Raw genomic sequence first — 17,595 nt, forward strand, 5'->3', positions numbered from 1 at the left:
TCTGGGTGAGGTTTGCTACCGCTACAACCATCGGGGCGAAGACCTGAAACCCTTGATCTACAAGCTTCTCAAGCAGACGTCGATCCAGGAACTCAAGCCAACTTTGGTCCGGAAAGGCTAGGAATTACCTTTCTTTGCGCGTAGGGAAAACCCAAAGCAAGGCCAATGGCCGATGCGCCGCGGATGGCAATGGATCATCGGGCTGCCAGGGCATCCATTGCGCGCAAGGTGCCGGCCTGAAACCACGGCCCGGCGCGCTAGAATCCGCGGACGATCAACATCATTGGAGTCGAGCATGGATGCCCCGTTGCACGTCGTGATCCTGGCCGCGGGCGAGGGCAAGCGCATGCGCTCGGCCATTCCGAAGGTGCTGCAGCGGATCGCCGGGCGCCCGATGCTGGTGCACGTGGTCGAGGCCGCGCGTGCGCTGGCGCCGGCCGGGGTGCACCTGGTGTACGGGCATGGTGGCGCGCAGGTACGGGAGGCGTTCGCAGATCAACCTGATCTGCATTGGGCCGAACAGGCACAGCAGCTGGGCACCGGACATGCGGTGCAGCAGGCGATGCCGGCGATCCCGAGCGGGGCGCGGGTGTTGGTGCTGTATGGCGACGTGCCGCTGATCACCGCGCAGACCCTGCACCGCCTGCTGCAGTCGCGGCGGCCGCTGGCGGTGCTGGCGGCGGAGTTGCACGATCCCAGCGGCTACGGTCGGATCGTGCGCGATTCCGAGGGCCACGTCGCGGCGATCGTGGAGCACAAGGACGCCGATCCCGAGCAGCGCCGCATCCGGCTGGTGAATACCGGGGTGATCGCCGCCGAGGGCGATGCCCTGCGCCGCTGGCTGGACGGCCTGCGCAACGATAATGCGCAGGGCGAGTACTACCTGACCGACGTGTTCGCCGCGGCTGCGCGTGAATTCGCGGCGGCCGAGGTGGTGGTGGTCGAGGACCCGCTGGAGACCGAAGGGGCGAATGATCCCTGGCAACTGGCGCAGCTGGAGCGGGCCTTCCAACTGCGGCAGGTGCGCGCGCTGTGCGCGCAGGGCGTGCGGGTGGCGGATCCGGCGCGGATCGACATCCGCGGCACGGTGCGCGCAGGGCAGGATGTCGAGCTCGACGTGGACGTGGTGCTGGAAGGAGAGGTCGAGCTCGGTGACGGCGTGCGCATCGGCCCGTTCTGCCGCCTGCGCGACGTGCGCATCGCCGCCGGCAGCGAGATCCGCACCCATTGCGACATCGAGGGCGCGCAGATCGGTCCGGCTGCGCAGATCGGCCCATATGCGCGCCTGCGCCCCGGCAGCGTGCTCGGTCCCGGCGTACACGTGGGCAATTTCGTGGAGACCAAGAACGCGCGCATCGGTGAGGGCAGCAAGGCCAATCATCTGAGCTATCTGGGCGATGCCCAGATCGGCGCGGGCGTGAACATCGGCGCCGGCACCATCACCTGCAATTACGACGGCGCCAACAAGCATCAAACCGTGATTGGCGATGGCGCCTTCATCGGCTCCAACAGCGCGCTGGTGGCGCCAGTGACGATCGGCGAGGGGGCCACCATCGGCGCCGGCTCGGTGATCGGCAAGGATGCGCCGGCGGGCAAGCTGACGGTGGCACGTGCCAAGCAGGTGACGGTTGAAGGCTGGCAGCGGCCGGTGAAGAAGGCCCCGCGCTGACGGTGTAGGGTGCCGAATCCGGCGGACGGTTCAGGCCGGCAGCAGCAGCGACACGCACAGCCCGCCGCCTTCGCGGTTGAGCAGGGCGATGCGCCCGCCGTGGGCTTCGGCGATCTCGCGTGCCAGCGCCAGCCCCAGGCCGGTGCCGTTGCGCTTGGTGGAATAGAACGGGAGCAGCGCGTTGGCGAGCACCGCCTCGTTCATGCCGCTGCCGCGGTCCAGCACCTCGATCCGCCAGCCATCCGCCAGCCGTCGCACCGACAGCCGCACCTCGTCCGCGGGCGAGCCGGATTCATGCGCGTTCTTGAGCAGGTTGATCAGGGTCTGCTCCAGCTGCGCGGCGTCGAAGCGGGCGATCCCGTCCGCCGGCGACAGGTCGGCGGTGAACACCACCTGCGCGCGCAGCTGTTCGATGAAGCGGCTCCACTCCACCGGGGCCAGCCGGGGCGCGGGCAGCTTGGCGAAGCGCGCGTAGTCGCGGATGAAGCCTTCCAGGTGGCGGGCGCGCTCCTCGATCGTGGTCAGCGCCGCCGGCAGGCGCTCGTGCTGGCCGCGGCGCAGCAGCTCCGCGCCGGAATGCGCGAGCGAGGCGATCGGCGCCAGCGAGTTGTTCAACTCGTGGCTGATGACGCGGATCACCTTCTTCCAGGTCTGCACTTCCTGGCGGCGCAGCTCGGCGGTGAGCTGGCGCAGCAGGATCAGTTCGTGCACCCGTCCGTTGAGGCGGAAGCTGCGGCGCGAGAGGTGGTAGATGTCCTCGTCGTCGTCGCTGCCGAGGCTGAACATGCCGTCGCCGCCGCGCGCGAACGCCTCCTGCAGCGCGGCCGGGGTGGCGGCCAGCAGGTCGTCGATGCCACGGCCTTCCAGGCGGCGGCCCTCGCCCAGCATCCGGCGTGCGGCCAGGTTGCCCAGCACCACCCGGCGCGCGGGGTCCACCAGCACCATTGCCACCGGCGTGTTCTGCACCATGGTGTCCAGCAGCAGTTCGCGCTGCACCAGCGCCAGCCGCTGCTCGCGCAGGGCGTGCCCGAGCGCATTGTGGGCGGCGACCAGTTCGCCGAGTTCGCCGCCGCTCTGCCAGGCGATGCCGAAGCTGAAGTCGCCGTCGCGGTAGCTGGCGACGGTGCCGGCCAGGGCGCGGAACAGCGCGCGTGCCGGCGCCAGCAGGCGGCGTACCGCCAGCGCCAGCAGCAACGCGACCACCAGCCAGGCCACCAGTGCGGCCTGCCACGCCAGCAGCCAGCGCTGCAGCAGCAGGCTACCGGCCAGGGCCACGGCGACGGCGGCCGCCGCCAGGCCGATCATGCGCAGCGTGAGCGAAAGCCGGCGCATCTCAGCCGCGCGCGATGCCCAGCCGGTCGAGCCGGCGGTACAGCGCCTGCCGCGACATCCCCAGCTCGGCGGCGGCCTGGGCCAGCACTCCGCCGCAACGGGCCAGCGCGGCCTCGATGGTGGCGCGGTCGGGCTCCTCGCCGGTGGCGTGCGCGGGCATGGGAGCCATCGCCGGTAGCGCCAGATCGGCGGCCGTGATGGTGTCGCCGCGTGCCAACAGGGCGGCGCGCTGCATCACGTTGCGCAGCTCGCGCACGTTGCCCGGCCACGGATGGCGCTGGAGGGCGCGCATCGCGTCCTCGCCCAGCTGCTTGCCGGCGGGGAGGAAATGGCAGGCCAGCGGGAGGATGTCGCGCGGCCGCGCGTGCAGCGGCGGCAGGCGCAGTTCGATCCCGTTGAGGCGGTAATACAGGTCCTCTCGGAACTTGCCCTCATTGATCAGCGCGGGCAGGTCGGCGTTGGTGGCACTGACGATGCGCACCTTCACGCTGCGCTCGCGGTTGCTGCCCAGGCGCTCGAAGCGGCCGGTCTCCAGCACCCGCAGCAGTTTCACCTGCCCGGCCAGCGGCAGGGTGCCGATCTCGTCCAGGAACAGGGTGCCGCCGTCGGCGGCTTCGAACTTGCCCTCGCGCGGCTTGTTCGCTCCGGTATAGGCGCCGGCATCGGCGCCGAACAGCTCGGCCTCGATCAGCTCCGCCGGCAGCGCGCCGCAGTTCAGGGCCACGAACGGGCCGTCCTTCACCGCGCTGTTGTGGTGCAGCAGCTCGGCGTAGCGTTCCTTGCCGGCGCCGTTGGGGCCGGTGATGAGCACCGGCAGGTCGGCGCGCGCCACCTGGCAGGCCAGGGTCAGCACCGCCTCGCTGGCGGGGTCGGCGTACACGATCCCGCGCAGGTCGAAGCTGCGCGCCAGTTGCCCGCGGCGCTGGCGTTCGCCGTGGCTGGCCGCGGCCAGCTGGCGCCGGCTCTCGCCCAGCTCCAGCAGGTTGTTGACCGTCGCCAGCAGCTTGTGGTCGTCCCACGGCTTGGCCAGGTAATCGGCGGCGCCGGCCTTGATCAGCTCCACCGCCGCCTCGAGGTGGGTCCAGGCGGTCAGCAGGATCACCGGGAGGTCGGGATGGCGCGCGCGGATCTGGTGGAACAGCGCCACCCCTTCGTCGCCGGAGGTGGTGTCGGCGACGAAGTTCATGTCCTGGATCACCAGGTCCACCGGCGCCTGCTCCAGCAGCGCCAGCCCGGCCTCGGGCGAGGCCGCGCCGAGCGTGTGGATGTCGTGCAGCGAGAACAGCACGTCCAGCGCGGTGGCGATCGCGGGGTTGTCGTCGATGACCAGGATGGTGGGCATGCGGGCGATTGTAGGCGCTGGCTCAGGCCGAGCGGGTGGCGATCGCCGGGGAGATCGCCATCGCCCGCCAGGCCGGGCCCAGCACCGCCAGCTGGCCCAGCAGCCACAGGGCCAGCGCCCCCAGCGGCAGGTACTGCCAGGGCAGCCGCGGCAGCGCGTACTTGCCCATCAGCATCTGGTTGATGGCGAAGGCCAGCAGCATGCCGAGCACGATGCCGATCGAGGCGAGCAGGAAGTTCTCGGTCTGGAAGTAGCGCAGGATCTGCCCGCGGGTGGCGCCCAGCGCGCGCCGGATGCCGATCTGCTTGGTGCGCTGCTGCACCCAGAAGCTGGCCAGGCCGACGATGCCGAGCGCGGTCACCAGCAGCAGCAGCGCGCTGACCACCAGCAGCAGGCCGATCATGTCGCGGTCGGCGGCGAAGTAGTCGCGGCGGTTGTCCTCGTAGGTCTTGGCCGGCTTGATCAGGCGGTTGGGATCGACCTTCTCCAGCGCGCGCTCAATCGCCTTGGCGACCTCGGTACGGCGCGCCGGATCGGCCACCCGCACCAGGTAGAAGCCGCCATTGGCGAAGTTCATGCGCGCCGGAAGCAGGATCGAGTTGCTACGGTCGCCGGACATCTGGGCGGGCCGGGTCAGGGTCTCGACCACGCCGACCACGGTCAGCGGGATGTTGGCCATGTACACGTTGCGCCCCAGGGCATTGCCGTCCGGGAACAGCCGCTGCGCCGCCTGCGCGGACAGGATGACCGGCGATGACAATGCCTTCGGGTCTTCGGTGAGATTGAGTGCGGTGACGGTCTTGTATTCGTCGGCGCGGAAGTCGCGACCGGCCGCCAGCTTCAGGCCCATCGCCTTGAGTGCGCCCTCGCTGACCATGTACTGCGCGGCCGTGAGGGTCGGCGTGGGCTGGTCGGGGCGCGTGCCCAACGCGGTGTTCCATGATCCGTTGCGGAACGGCACCTGGTTGACGATCACCGCGTCGGTGACGCCGGGGATGGCGCGCAGCGCGGCCAGGTCCTCCTGGGTGCGTGCATCGGCATCGGTCTGGGTGCCGATGCCGTTGACCTGGGCCATCAGCAGCCGGTCCTCGTCGATGCCGCTCGGCATGTGCATGGTCTCCAGGCGCTGCGTCACCAGGAACAGCGCGTTGCACAGGATCGCGCAGGTCAGCGCGATCTCCAGCACGATCAATGCGGCGGCGGTCTTGTGGCGCGCCAGGGTGGACAGGATGGGACGGATTTCCATCGGGATTCTCCGGGGAATGGATGGCAGCGCCGCGGCGCTACGGATCATTGCGACTTGAGCTGCAGGGCCGGCGGGACGCGCATCGCGCGCCACGCGGGCAGCAACCCGGCGAGCAGGCTGGCGGCGATGGCCAGCGCGAAGGTCAGCAGCAGCATGCGGCCGTCCAGCTGCGCCAGCGCGGCGTAATCGGTCGGACGCTGGCGCACGGCCCACAATCCCAGCAGGGCCAAGCCGAGCCCGGCCACGCCGCCGGCCAGCCCGACCACGCCGGATTCGACCATGCACTGCTTGAAGATCTCCATCCGCGAGGCGCCGAGGGCGCGGCGCACGCCGATCTCGCCGCTGCGGCGCAGGAACTTGGCCAGCAGCAGGCCGACGGTGTTGAGCAGGCACACGAGCAGGAAGCCGAACGCCAGCCACAGCTGCAGGCGCACGTCGCCCGGCACCACCTGGCGGAACTCCAGCCACTCCATCACGTTGCGCAGGCGGGTATTGGCGGGGCGCTCGAAGCGACCGGCGCGGCGCTGCTGCTCGGAATACTGGTCGAGGTAGGCCTTGTAGGCGGGCGCATCCGCTGCCGAGCCCAGCTCCACCCAGTACTGCAGCCAGGCGCAGGGCACGTTCTCGGCGGTCGGATCACCCACCACGCTGCGACCGAAGCAGTTCATATTGCCGTTACGGTCGAGCTTGAGTTCCAGTGCGGTGGTGATCGGCAGGAACACTTCTTCTTCGCGTGCGTAGCTTCCGGTCGTCAGGTCGAAGAAATGCGGGGTCGGTGCCCAATGGTCGAGTACGCCGACGATGCGCAGGTCGTGGCCGTCCACACGCACGTCGCGACCGACGACATCGGTACGTCCGAACAGCTTTTCCGCCAGCTCGCGGGTGATGACCGCGACGCGTGCGTGCGCCCGGTCATCCGCCGCGCTCCAGGTGCGGCCGTGCAGGAACGGCACCTCGAACATCGGGAAGAAATCGGCCGAGGTATAGCGCGTGCCGATCAGGAACGGCTTGAGCTTGGTGCCTGCAGGCTCCAGCACGCCGCCGCCGCCGCTCATCATCGCCTGCCGCGGCGCCTTGGCCTGGCGCAGCAGTTCCTGCGCGTCGTAGCGGGTCAGCTGGTCCTGCGGCTCGGCGCCCGGCGTGTAGCCGTCGATCGGCTCCGGGTCCAGCTGCACGTAGAACAGGCGGTCGCTCTTGCCCGGAATGGGGTCGCCGGAGAGCACGTGGAACACGGTCAGGGTTGTCATGCAGGCGCCGATGCCCAGCGCGATCGCCAGCACCATCAGCGCGGTCAGCACCTTGTTGCGCTTGAAGCTGCGCAGGGCCAGCTGGAAGTAATACCCGAACATGGCGGCCTCCTCAGGCGGCGGTGGCGTCGGCGTGCAGCGGGCGCACCACCGAGGGCGCGGCGCTGAGGTCGGTGGCCATGCCATCGACGATGTGCACGTTGCGCTGCGCGCGCGCGGCCAGCTCCGGGTCGTGGGTCACCATCACGATGGTGGTGCCCTGCTGGTTGATGTCCTCCAGCAGCTCCATCACGCTGCGCGCCATCTGCGAATCCAGGTTGCCGGTGGGTTCGTCCGCCAGCAGCAGGCGCGGGCTGCCGGCCAGGGCGCGCGCGATCGCCGCACGCTGCTGCTGGCCGCCGGACAGCTCCGCCGGGTAGTGCTTCATGCGCGAGCCCAGGCCCACCATGCCCAGCGCGTCCTCGATCCGCAGCTTGCGCTCGGAGGCAGGCATCCCGCGGTAGCGCAGCGGCACGTCGCAGTTGTCGAACAGATTGAGGTCGGGGATCAGGTTGAAGCCCTGGAAGATGAAGCCGATCTTCTCGTTGCGCAGGTGCGAGCGCGCGTTGTCGTCCAGCCCCTTCACGTTCACGCCGTCCAGCAGGTAATCGCCGCCGGTGAATTCCTCCAGCAGGCCGGCGATGTTGAGGAAGGTGGTCTTGCCCGAGCCCGAGGGGCCGGTGACGGCGACGAACTCGCCTTCCGCCACGTGCAGGTCGAGCGAGCGCAGCGCGTGGGTTTCGACGAGTTCGGTGCGGTAGACCTTGGCGACCTGGTGCATGCTCAGCATGGGAGGAGTCCTTGTATGGATGCGCGATAGCGGCGCGGTGGGAAGGGCGTGCGGCGGAGTCAATGAATGCGGAACGTGGGCGCGAGTGCCCGCCGCGGCAGGTACTCGGCCGGCGGCCGCACCCGGGCACGGGCATCGTTGCCGGCGACGCGGGCGTCGGGCGCGGCATCGAACAGCGGCATCTGGCTCAGGCGGCGCGGGACGGCGTCGGCCAGCTGCTGGGCGTTCCAGTGGAAATGCGCAGGCAGGGGCAGGAAGGCGTTCATGTTCATTCTCCAGAGATGCGGACGCGGTCCGCGTTGTTGAATTGATCGCTGCCGGACACCACGATGCGGTCGCCCGGCTTCAGGCCCGACAGGATCTCCACGCTGGACAGGCTGGCCGCGCCGGTGCGGATCGGGCGGCGCACGGCGCTGTCGCCCTCCACAACGTAGGCGAAGTTGCCGCCGTCCTGTTCCAGGAACGGGCCGCGCTCCACCATCAGTACGTCGTGGCGGGTGTCCATCACGATCCGCACCGACAGCCGCTGGTTCTGGCGCAGGTCCGGCGGCTGCTGGCCGCGGGCGAAGCGCACGCGCGCGGTGACCTCCCCGTTCACCACCTCGGGCGAAACCGCGGAGATCTCGCCGGCGTAGCGGGCGTTGTTGGCCGTGATCTGCGCCGGCATGCCGATGCCGAGATCGCGGGCGAAACTTTCCGGCACCTTGATCTCGACCTCGAAGCGGCTGAGATCGACCACGCTCAGCACCGGCCCGTTGGCGGCGACCTGGGTGCCCTGCGGCACCTGCACCTGGCCGACCTGGCCATCGAACGGCGCACGCAGGGTCAGCGCGTCCACCTGGCGGCGGGCCTCGTCCACCACCGCGCGCTGGCGCTGCGCCTGCAATTGCTTGTTGCGCGCGTCCAGCCCGGCGCCGGTGCTCTGCAATTGGAAATCCTTGTGCGCTGCGGCCAGGCCGATCTCGGCCTTCTGCATGCCGTCCTGCGCACGCGCCAGGTCGTTCTGCGACACCGCGCCGCCGGCGTAGGCGCGCTGGTAGCGTTCCAGGTCGCGCTGCGCGGCGGTGCGGTCGATGGTGGCCTGGTCGAGCGCGCGCTGCGCATTGGCGCGCGCGATCTGCGCGTCCAGCACGGCGCGGCTGGCCTCCGCCTCCAGGCTGGCCAGGGTGGATTCCTCCTGCACCAGCTTGCTGCGCAGTTCGGGGCTGTCGATCACCGCCAGCGGCTGGTCCTTGCGCACCTTGTCGCCGGCCACCACCTTCAGCGCCACGGTGCCCGCGGCGATCGCGTACAGGGTGGGGCTGTTGGAGGCGATCACCCGGCCCTCGGCGCTGAGGTCGCGCACCAGATCGCCGCGGGTGACGCTGGCGATGCGCAGGCGCGAGGCGTCGTAGGAATTGGCGCCGCCGAGCCAGCCCTTGGCCACCCAGCCGGCCATCAGCAGCACGCCGAGGCCGCCGGCGGCCCAGCCCAGCCAGCGCGGCGGGCGCTTGCGGGAAGTGGTGGGCGTGGCCGGCGCGCGGTCCTGGCCGGAGGTGTCGCGGATGCGGGCGCGGGTTTGCATGCGGTGCGGGCTGTTGGGCGTGTCCATGCGAGGGGAATGGCAATTCGCGTGCCAAATCCAAGTGATTGATTTGCATGGGGTGCACGGGGTGTCCGCGGCGTCCGCAGGGCGGACACCGGTGTCCGCGCGGACACCCGGACGGACGCCGGCCACGTCGCCGGGGGCGCCTCTGCGGGCTTGGCTTAAACTGGCGCTCCTCAAGGAGCCAGAGAGACGCAAGATGTGCGGAATCGTCGGAGCGATCGCCAACCGTGACGTGGTGCCCCTGCTGGTGGACGGCCTGAAGCGGCTGGAATACCGCGGCTACGATTCCGCCGGCCTTGCGGTGGTGGCGGGCGAGACGGTGCGCCGCGTGCGCCGCACCGGGCGCGTGTCCGAGATGGAGGCGGCGGCCGCGGCCGAAGGCCTGCATGGCCATCTTGGGATCGGCCACACGCGCTGGGCCACCCACGGCGGCGTCACCGAGTCCAACGCGCATCCGCACATCAGCGCCGGTGAGCTGGCGCTGGTCCACAACGGCATCATCGAAAACCACGAGCAGCAGCGCGAGCGCCTGCGCGCGCTGGGCTACACGTTCGAATCGCAGACCGATACCGAGGTGGTGGCGCACCTGATCCACCACTACCGCGCGCAGGGCGCCAGCCTGCTCGGCGCGTTGCAGCGCGCGGTCAAGGAGCTGCACGGCGCCTATGCGCTGGCGGTGGTCGACAGGCGCGACCCGGGCACGCTGGTGGCCGCGCGCATGGGTTGCCCGCTGCTGGTGGGGCTGGGCGAGGGCGAGAACTTCGTGGCCTCGGACGTGTCCGCGATCGTGTCCGCGACGCGCCGGGTGATCTTCCTCGAGGAAGGCGACACCGCTGAGCTCACCTGCACGGGCGTGCGGGTGTTCGGCGCCAGTGACGCGCCGGTGGAGCGCGAGGTGCATGTCTCCGACGTGTCGCTGGCCTCACTGGAACTCGGCCCGTACCGCCACTTCATGCAGAAGGAAATCCACGAGCAGCCGCGCGCGCTCAGCGACACGGCCGAAGGCATCCTCGATGCCGGCGGTTTCGACCCGGCGCTGTTCGGCAAGGACGCGGCCGCGGTGCTGGCCGACGTGGAGTCGGTGCAGATCCTCGCCTGCGGCACCAGCTATTACGCCGGGATGGTGGCGCGCTACTGGATCGAGGACATCGCCGGCCTCCCGTGCGCGGTGGATATCGCCAGCGAGTACCGCTACCGCAAGGTCATCGCCAACCCGAAGCAGCTGATCGTCACCATCTCGCAGTCCGGCGAAACCCTGGACACGATGGAGGCGTTGAAGTACGCCAAGGCGCAGGGCCACGACAGGACGCTGTCCATTTGCAACGTGCCCGAGAGCGCGATCCCGCGCGCCAGCCGGCTGGTGTTCTACACCCGCGCCGGCGCCGAGATCGGGGTGGCCTCGACCAAGGCCTTCACCACCCAGCTGGTGGCGCTGTTCGCGCTGGCGGTGGCGCTGGGCCGCCAGCGCGGGCAGGTGGATGGTGCGCGCGAGGCCGCGCTGCTGGACGAGCTGCGCCACCTGCCGGGCAGCGTGCAGCACGCGCTGAACCTGGAGCCGCAGATCGCATCGTGGGCGGCGGCGTTCGCGCCGCGCCAGCATGCGCTTTTCCTTGGCCGCGGCACGCACTATCCGATCGCGCTGGAAGGCGCGCTCAAGCTCAAGGAAATCTCGTACATCCACGCCGAGGGCTACCCGGCCGGCGAGCTCAAGCACGGCCCGCTGGCGCTGGTGGACACCCAGATGCCGGTGGTGGTGATCGCGCCCAACGATGCGCTGCTGGAGAAGGTGAAGTCCAACATCCAGGAGGTGCGCGCGCGCGGCGGCGAGATGTTCGTGTTCGCCGATGCCGACAGCCGCTTCAGCGACTCCGAGGGCGTCCACGTGATCCGCACCCCGCGCCATGTCGGGGTGCTATCGCCGATCGTGCATGCCATCCCGGTGCAGCTCTTGGCCTACCACACCGCGCTGGCGCGCGGCACCGACGTGGACAAGCCGCGCAACCTGGCGAAGTCGGTGACGGTGGAGTGAGGGGAATGACCTTTGCGTTTAGGATGATCGCCGCAGCGCGTCATTGAAGGCATGCGCTCCGCGTCCCGATCATCCCTGTCACCACCACGCCGAGGAGGACTGCCGATGCCGACGCTTGCCCCGCGCCACTGGGTCGGGAGCCTGCTGCTGGTGTTGGCGGTGCCGCTGCTGCTGTGGCAATCCATGCCGGAGCAGCAGTGGATGGTCGCGCAGGCCGATTTCCTGGCCTTGCATTCCACCCTGGAGATCCTGGCCATCGTGGTCGCGACGCTGGTGTTTTTCACCGGCGCGGCGGTCGCCGAGACCGGCCGCTCCAGCCGGGCGATGGAGCTGGGCGGCGCGTTCCTGGCGGTGGGCGTGCTGGACCTGCTGCACCTGCTGGCGTATGCCGGCATGCCCGACCTGCTGGGCCCGAACAGTCCGCAGAAGACCATCCTGCTATGGCTGCTGGCGCGCTATATCGCCGCGTTCGGGTTGCTCGGCTACGTGCTGCTCGCGGAGCGCCCGGCGCCGGCGTCGCGCTGGCTGCGCATGGGCTGGTTCGTCGGAATGCTGCTGCTGGCGCTGGGCCTGGCCTGGCTGCCGCTGACCGCGCCCGACCAGCTGGCCAGCCTGTATCAAGAGGGCGTGGGGCTGACCCCGCTCAAGATCTGGCTGGAATGGGGCGCCTGCGGGCTGTACCTGCTGGCGGCGCTGCTGCTGGTGCTGCGTCGGCGCCGCATTTCCGGCTGCGAGTTCGGCAGCCTGCTGCTGGCGCTGCTGCTGATGGCGGTCAGCGAACTGTTCTTCACCCTGTACGTGCGCATCACCAGCAGCACCAACCTGCTCGGGCATGTCTACAAGCTCGCGGCCTATTACTTCCTCTACCGCGCGATCTACGTGGAGGCCGTGCGCCGGCCGTTCCGGCAGATGCAGCACATGCTCAGCCACGATGCCCTGACCGGCCTGCCCAGCCGGTCGGCAGTGATCGAGCACCTGGCCGCCACGCTGGCCAGGGCCGGGGCGTCCCGGCGTCCCGGCGCGGTGCTGCTGCTGGACCTGGACCATTTCCAGAACATCAACGACACCCTCGGCCACGAGCAGGGCGACCGCTTGCTGGTGGAAATCGCCGCGCGCCTGCGCGAGGTGCTGCCGGCGCAGGCCACGCTGGCGCGGTTCAGTGGCGACCAGTTCATGGTGCACCTGGAGGACACCACCCAGGCCGCGGCGCGGCAGTGTGCCGAGTCGCTTCTGGTGGCGCTGGCGCGCGAGTTCGAACTGGGCGAGGACCGCATCGGCATCAGCGCCAGCATCGGGCTGGCCGGGCATGCGCTGGAACCGATCTCGGCCGATACGCTCATCCGGCGCGCGGATCTCGCCCTGCGCCAGGCCAAGCAGGCCGGTCGCAACTGCCAGATCGCCTACAGCGATGCGCTGGATGCGGTGTTCCGGCGCGAGACGCAGCTGGAAGCGGGGCTACGGCAGGCGCTTGCGCGCGGCGAACTCGCGCTGCACTACCAGCCGAAGTGGGAGATCGAAAGCGGGCGCCTGAGCGGTTGGGAAGCCCTGCTGCGCTGGCACAGCGCAGAACTGGGCGAGGTGCGCCCGGACGAGTTCATCCCGGTGGCCGAGCGCACCGGATTGATTTTGCCGATCGGCGACTGGGTGCTACGGCAGGCGTGCCTTCAGCTGCGGCAGTGGCGCGACGAGGGGCTGCCGGCGGGCACCATGGCGGTGAACCTGTCGGCGCGCCAGTTCCGCCAGCGCGACATCGCCGAGGAGGTCAGCCGGGTGCTGCGCGAAACCGGGCTGCAGCCGCATGACCTGGAGCTGGAGATCACCGAATCGATGCTGATGGACGATCTCGCCGCGGCTTCGGTGGCGCTGACCGACCTGCAGCGGCTGGGCGTGCGCATCGCCATCGACGATTTCGGCACCGGCTACTCCTCGCTGGCCTACCTGAAATCGCTGCCGCTGCACTGCCTGAAGATCGACCGCTCGTTCGTGTCCGATATCACCGGCGACGGCCACGATGCGACCATCGTGCGCACCATCGTGGCGCTGGCGCACAGCCTGGGCCTGGTGGTGGTGGCCGAGGGCGTGGAAACCCAGGCGCAGTTCGCCTGCCTGCGCGAGGTGCATTGCGACCAGGCCCAGGGCTATTTGTTCTTCAAGCCGCTGGCACCGCCCGAGTGCCGCGACCTGCTGGGCGCCTGCAAGCGCCTGGCCGAGGGCGGCACGGCGGCCGGATGAGCCGCCCGGCGCGATCGGCATCGCGGCCACGTGCAAAGGCCCGGCAATACGCCGGGCCTTTGCGGTTCTGCGCGGATGGTTTCGTCCGTGCGTGGGGTCGCCTCAATCGCCCTGCCAGCGCAGGCTCAGGGTGAACTCACGGCCGGGCTGCGGGTAATACGCGCTGGTCTGGTAGGGGCGGTCGAACAGGTTGGTGAGGTTGCCCTGCAGGGTCCAGCCGCGTGCGAAGCGCCACGACAGGCGCGCATCCAGCGTGGCATAGCCGCCCACGCGCAGGGTATTGGCCACGTCGTCCCAGCGCGCGGCCTGGGCGATTCCGGTCAGGCCGAAGCTCCAGGCGCCGGCTGCGCGCTCCAGATCCAGGCGCGCGCTGCGCGGCGACCGGCGCGGCAGCCACTTGCCGTGGTTGCTGCCAGCGCTTTCGTTACGGGTCTGCAGCCAGCCCAGCTGGCCGCGCGCGGTCCACTCGCCCCACTGCGCATCGCCGGTCAGCTCCAGCCCGCGGATGCGCGCGGAATCGATGTTGGCGGGCTTGCCGAGCGCGGCGTCATAGGCGATCAGGTCATCGATGCGGGTCTGATAGGCATTGGCCTGCAGGTGCCAGCCGTCGCCCGTGCGCGCCAGCGAGAGCTCGCTGCTGCGCGCGGTTTCCGGGCGCAGCAGCGGATTGCTGAAGCCAGGGTAGTACAGCTCGTTGAAGGTGGGCGCCTTGAACGCGGTGCCGTGGCTGGCGGTCAGCCGCCAGCCGCCGCCGAGATCGCGGCCCCAGGCGAGGCTGCCGGTGGTGTGGCCACCGAACTGGTCGTTGTCGTCATGGCGCAGGGCAAGCTGCAGGTTCTGCATGCCCGCGGCCACCGCCGATTCGCCCTGGTACTGCACGAACAGCCCGCGGTTGCCGCGGGTGCGCGCGAACGGCGCCCACGGGTCGCTGACGTTGGCGGCATCGCGCAGCCAGTCGAAGCCCGCGCTCAGCAGCCGGCCCTTGGCCAGGGTGAAATCGCCCTGCAGGCTGGCGCTGTCGCGGTGGGTGGCGAAGCGGTTGCTGAAGACATGCCCGAGGTAGTTGCTGGAGTCATCGGTGTCGCGGCCGGCGCTGAGCTTGAGCTGCACGGCATCGGAAGGCGTCCAGCGTACGCTGCCGCCGACCACCTGCTGCACGATGTCGGAATTGTCCACGTAGCTGCCGTCGTAGTCGTTGTGGCCAGTGGCGCGGAAGGCATGCGCGTCCAGCTGCCAGCCCTCGGCCGGCGTGAAGTCCGCGCGCAGGTTCGCGCTGTGGTTGCGGTAGCCGTCGCGGTCGAGCTGGGTGCCGGGCACGATGAAGCAGCCGGCGCCGTTCCAGGTCAGCGGGTCGTAATAGCCGGTGCAGGCATTGATGCCGTCGGTACGCTGATGCGCCACGTCGAGGCCAACGCCACCGCGCGCGGTGCGCAGGTCCAGTCCCGCGGAGGCTTCGCGCAGCCCGTGGCTGCCGGCCGCGATGCGCGCGCGCGCATGCGTGCCCTGGGCCGCATCGCGGCGGGTGAAGATCTGGATCACCCCGCCGATCGCGTCCGCGCCGTACAGCGAGGAGCGCGGCCCGCGCACGATCTCGATGCGTTCGATCAATTCCAACGGGATGTCCTGGATCGACGCCAGCCCGGAGGTGGGCGAGCCGATCCGCACGCCATCCACCAGGAACAGGGTGTGGTCGGATTCGGTGCCGCGCAGGAACAGGGTGCTCAGCTTGCCCAGCCCGCCCTGGTTGACGATGTCGATGCCGGCGCGCCCGCGCAGCAGCTCCGGCAGCGAGTGCGCGCCGCTGGCGTCGATCTGGTCGCGGTCGATCACCTCCACCGCCGCCAGCGCGGCATCCACCGTGGTTGGGGTGCGGGTGGCGGTGACGATCACGCGGTCGAGGGTCTTGGCATCGTCGGCATGCGCGGCCAACGGCAGGGTGGATGCAAGCGCGAGCGGCAGGGTCGCGAGCTGAAGTCTGTGGAGCTTGGATTGCATGGTGGGTCGTCTCCGGCGCGCACGCCCGCGCGCCCTGGGATGGTGGGCGATGGCCATGCGGGGGGATCGAGACGGACACGGCGGGCAGCAACGCGCGCGCAGGCCGCGCGACGCCCTCCGCATCGCCACCAGACATGCCTGGGGCCGGTCTCCGGGCTTGCGCGCGGAACATCGAAGATGTCCCCGGCCAGCGCCTTCCCATGCCGGCATCGGATGATGCGTGCACAGTGGCGGATGCTGGTCTTGTCGCGCCTACCGTTGCGGGGGCAGCGCCGGACTGGCGGCGCTCGCGCGCCTCGTCACCGGCTTCCCGTTTCAACCCGCCGGCTTTGCCGGCAGGTCACCTCAAGCGCGGCTAGTGTAGCGCGTGGTTCAGTCGCCGTCGCCTGGATGCCCGTTGCGATCATCGTCGAACAGGGCCAGTGCCGGCGCCATGGGAGCGGCCTCGTGGTGGGTGGTGGTCACCGGCGCGGCGGCCGGGCGTCCGCGCGGCGGCGGCAGCTGCGCGATCGCGGCTTCGGCGGCCTGCACCAGTTCCGCGCGACGCGCGTCCGGAACCTCCTGCCAGTGGCAGTCGGCCAGCGCCCCTTCCAGCGCGTAGAGCAGGTTCAAACTGGGTTTGAAGCCGGCGCGGCGCACCTTGACGTAGGCGCCCACCGCGCCCACCGCGGCCAGGTCCTCGGGTGTGCGCAGCCCCACCTGGCGCAACCAGGCCGCGGATTTCGGGCCGATGTTGCGCAGCTTCAGGCTCATCCCAGCGATTCCAGGTAGGCCGCGGCGATCGCCTCCAGCCCGCGCTGGTCGTCGCCATCGAAGCGCGCCGGCAGCGGGCTGTCGAGGTCGAACACGCCGATCAGCGCATCGCCGCGGTACAGCGGCACTACCAGCTCGGAGCGGCTGGCCGAATCGCAGGCGATGTGGCCGGGGAAGGCGTGCACGTCGTCGACGCGCTGGGTCTGGCGGGTGCGCGCGGCGGCGCCGCAGACGCCCTTCGCCAGCGGGATGCGTACGCAGGCCGGCAGGCCCTGGAACGGGCCGACCACCAGCTCGGTGCCATCGAAGAAATAGAAGCCCACCCAGTTGAGGTCGGGCAGCGCCCGGTACACCAGCGCGGAGAGGTTGGCGGCATTGGCGATGCGGTCGCGTTCGCCGTGCAGCAGCGCGCGCACCTGCTCCAGCAGCTGCGCATAGCGCTCCGGCTTGGTGCCGGTCAGAGGAGAGAAGGAGAAGCTCATGCGTGCAGTGTAGCAATGCCGGGCGCCGGGATTACCATGCCCGCCCACCTGTCGCTTGGAGCTCCGGAGCCCGCATGTTCTCGATCTACGTCACCGGCACCGATACCGGCATCGGCAAGACCCTGTCCAGCGCGAGCCTGCTGCATGCGCTGCGCGCGCGCGGGCTGCGCGTGGCCGGGATGAAGCCGGTGGCCAGCGGCTGCGAGCGTATCGACGGCGCCTGGCGCAACGCCGACGCGCTGGCGTTGCAGCGCGCCGGCGAACCCGGGATCGACTACGCCGACATCAACCCGTTTGCGCTGGAGCATCCGCTGGCGCCGGAGCTGGCCGCGCGCGATGCCGGCACCGAGGTGGCGCTGGCGCCGATCCTGGCTGCGCATGCGCATCTGGCGGCACGGGTGGACGCGCTGGTGGTGGAGGGCGTCGGCGGCTGGGCCGCGCCGCTGTCGGCCAGCCTGATGCAGGCCGACCTGGTGCGCGCGCTGCGCCTGCCCGTGGTGCTGGTGGTGGGCCTGCGCCTGGGCTGCCTCAACCACGCCCTGCTGAGCGCGCGTGCGATCGCCGCCGATGGTCTGCATCTGGCGGGCTGGATCGGCTCGCACGTGGACTCGGCGATGGAGCGGGTGGAGGACAACCTCGCGATGCTGCGCGCGCGCCTGCCGGCGCCGTGCTGGGGCGTGCTGCCGCATGCGCCGGACGGCGATCCGCAGGCGCTGGCGGCGCACCTGCGCGTGCCGACGCTGGCCGCCTAGGGAGCCTCTGATCAATTCAGAGGTTCCCGCCGGCCATGGATGGCCGGCCACGCATCAATCACGCAAGTGATTGATGCGTGTGAGCCGAGTCCGGACCTG

Annotated in this window: 14 protein-coding genes and 1 riboswitch; of the genes, 4 read left to right on the forward strand and 10 right to left on the reverse strand. The window is 70.2% G+C overall.

What is annotated here, in order from left to right; genetic code table 11:
• Positions 1-295: 295 nt before the first annotated feature.
• Positions 296-1,669 (forward strand): bifunctional UDP-N-acetylglucosamine diphosphorylase/glucosamine-1-phosphate N-acetyltransferase GlmU, encoded by a 1,374-nt coding sequence (glmU, locus tag EDC34_RS09600; protein ID WP_114960682.1) that lies wholly within the window; start codon positions 296-298, stop codon positions 1,667-1,669.
• Between the two features lie 30 nt (positions 1,670-1,699).
• Here the strand turns inward: glmU and EDC34_RS09605 are convergent, their stop codons facing one another.
• Genes EDC34_RS09605 through EDC34_RS09635 form a run of 7 tightly spaced genes read right to left on the reverse strand, consistent with a single transcriptional unit; the run spans position 1,700 to position 9,256 of the window.
• On the reverse strand, positions 1,700-3,001 hold the full coding sequence (locus EDC34_RS09605) for a sensor histidine kinase (RefSeq protein WP_114960681.1): 1,302 nt from the start codon (positions 2,999-3,001) through the stop codon (positions 1,700-1,702).
• Position 3,002: 1 nt separating this feature from the next.
• Positions 3,003-4,343 carry a sigma-54-dependent transcriptional regulator gene (locus tag EDC34_RS09610; protein WP_114960680.1) on the reverse strand — a complete coding sequence of 447 codons (1,341 nt, stop codon included), beginning with the start codon at positions 4,341-4,343 and terminating at the stop codon, positions 3,003-3,005.
• 22 nt (positions 4,344-4,365) lie between these two features.
• Positions 4,366-5,589, reverse strand: coding sequence for an ABC transporter permease (locus EDC34_RS09615; protein WP_114960679.1), 1,224 nt, complete (start codon positions 5,587-5,589; stop codon positions 4,366-4,368).
• A gap of 44 nt (positions 5,590-5,633) precedes the next feature.
• Positions 5,634-6,938 carry an ABC transporter permease gene (locus EDC34_RS09620; protein WP_114960678.1) on the reverse strand — a complete coding sequence of 435 codons (1,305 nt, stop codon included), beginning with the start codon at positions 6,936-6,938 and terminating at the stop codon, positions 5,634-5,636.
• A 10-nt stretch (positions 6,939-6,948) separates the two neighbouring features.
• Positions 6,949-7,665, reverse strand: a complete 717-nt coding sequence (locus EDC34_RS09625) for an ABC transporter ATP-binding protein (RefSeq protein WP_114960677.1) — start codon at positions 7,663-7,665, stop codon at positions 6,949-6,951.
• 59 nt (positions 7,666-7,724) lie between these two features.
• Entirely contained in the window at positions 7,725-7,931 is a 207-nt protein-coding gene (locus tag EDC34_RS09630) for a hypothetical protein (protein ID WP_132982882.1), read from the reverse strand.
• A gap of 2 nt (positions 7,932-7,933) precedes the next feature.
• Entirely contained in the window at positions 7,934-9,256 is a 1,323-nt protein-coding gene (locus EDC34_RS09635) for an efflux RND transporter periplasmic adaptor subunit (RefSeq protein WP_240311117.1), read from the reverse strand.
• Between the two features lie 193 nt (positions 9,257-9,449).
• Between EDC34_RS09635 and glmS the strand changes: the two genes are divergently transcribed.
• Entirely contained in the window at positions 9,450-11,282 is a 1,833-nt protein-coding gene (glmS, locus tag EDC34_RS09640; RefSeq protein ID WP_114960675.1) for a glutamine--fructose-6-phosphate transaminase (isomerizing), read from the forward strand.
• Between the two features lie 105 nt (positions 11,283-11,387).
• The gene (locus EDC34_RS09645) at positions 11,388-13,514 is read left to right on the forward strand and encodes a putative bifunctional diguanylate cyclase/phosphodiesterase (protein WP_114960674.1); all 2,127 of its coding nucleotides are present in this window, start codon (positions 11,388-11,390) and stop codon (positions 13,512-13,514) included.
• 102 nt (positions 13,515-13,616) lie between these two features.
• On the opposite strand, the gene EDC34_RS09650 is transcribed toward EDC34_RS09645, so the two are convergent.
• From EDC34_RS09650 to EDC34_RS09660, 3 genes are all read right to left on the reverse strand, one after another.
• Entirely contained in the window at positions 13,617-15,509 is a 1,893-nt protein-coding gene (locus EDC34_RS09650) for a TonB-dependent receptor domain-containing protein (protein ID WP_114960673.1), read from the reverse strand.
• Between the two features lie 125 nt (positions 15,510-15,634).
• A riboswitch (cobalamin riboswitch) is annotated at positions 15,635-15,872 on the reverse strand.
• A gap of 9 nt (positions 15,873-15,881) precedes the next feature.
• The gene (locus EDC34_RS09655) at positions 15,882-16,262 is read right to left on the reverse strand and encodes a TfoX/Sxy family protein (RefSeq protein ID WP_114960672.1); all 381 of its coding nucleotides are present in this window, start codon (positions 16,260-16,262) and stop codon (positions 15,882-15,884) included.
• Positions 16,259-16,744 carry a GAF domain-containing protein gene (locus tag EDC34_RS09660; RefSeq protein WP_114960671.1) on the reverse strand — a complete coding sequence of 162 codons (486 nt, stop codon included), beginning with the start codon at positions 16,742-16,744 and terminating at the stop codon, positions 16,259-16,261. Before EDC34_RS09660 ends, EDC34_RS09655 begins: the two co-directional genes overlap by 4 nt.
• Before the next feature lie 74 nt (positions 16,745-16,818).
• On the opposite strand from EDC34_RS09660, the gene bioD reads away from it, so the two are divergent.
• The gene (gene bioD / locus EDC34_RS09665; protein WP_114960670.1) at positions 16,819-17,496 is read left to right on the forward strand and encodes a dethiobiotin synthase; all 678 of its coding nucleotides are present in this window, start codon (positions 16,819-16,821) and stop codon (positions 17,494-17,496) included.
• Positions 17,497-17,595 lie beyond the last annotated feature (99 nt).

Source organism: Thermomonas haemolytica (assembly GCF_004346265.1).
Lineage (GTDB): Bacteria > Pseudomonadota > Gammaproteobacteria > Xanthomonadales > Xanthomonadaceae > Thermomonas > Thermomonas haemolytica.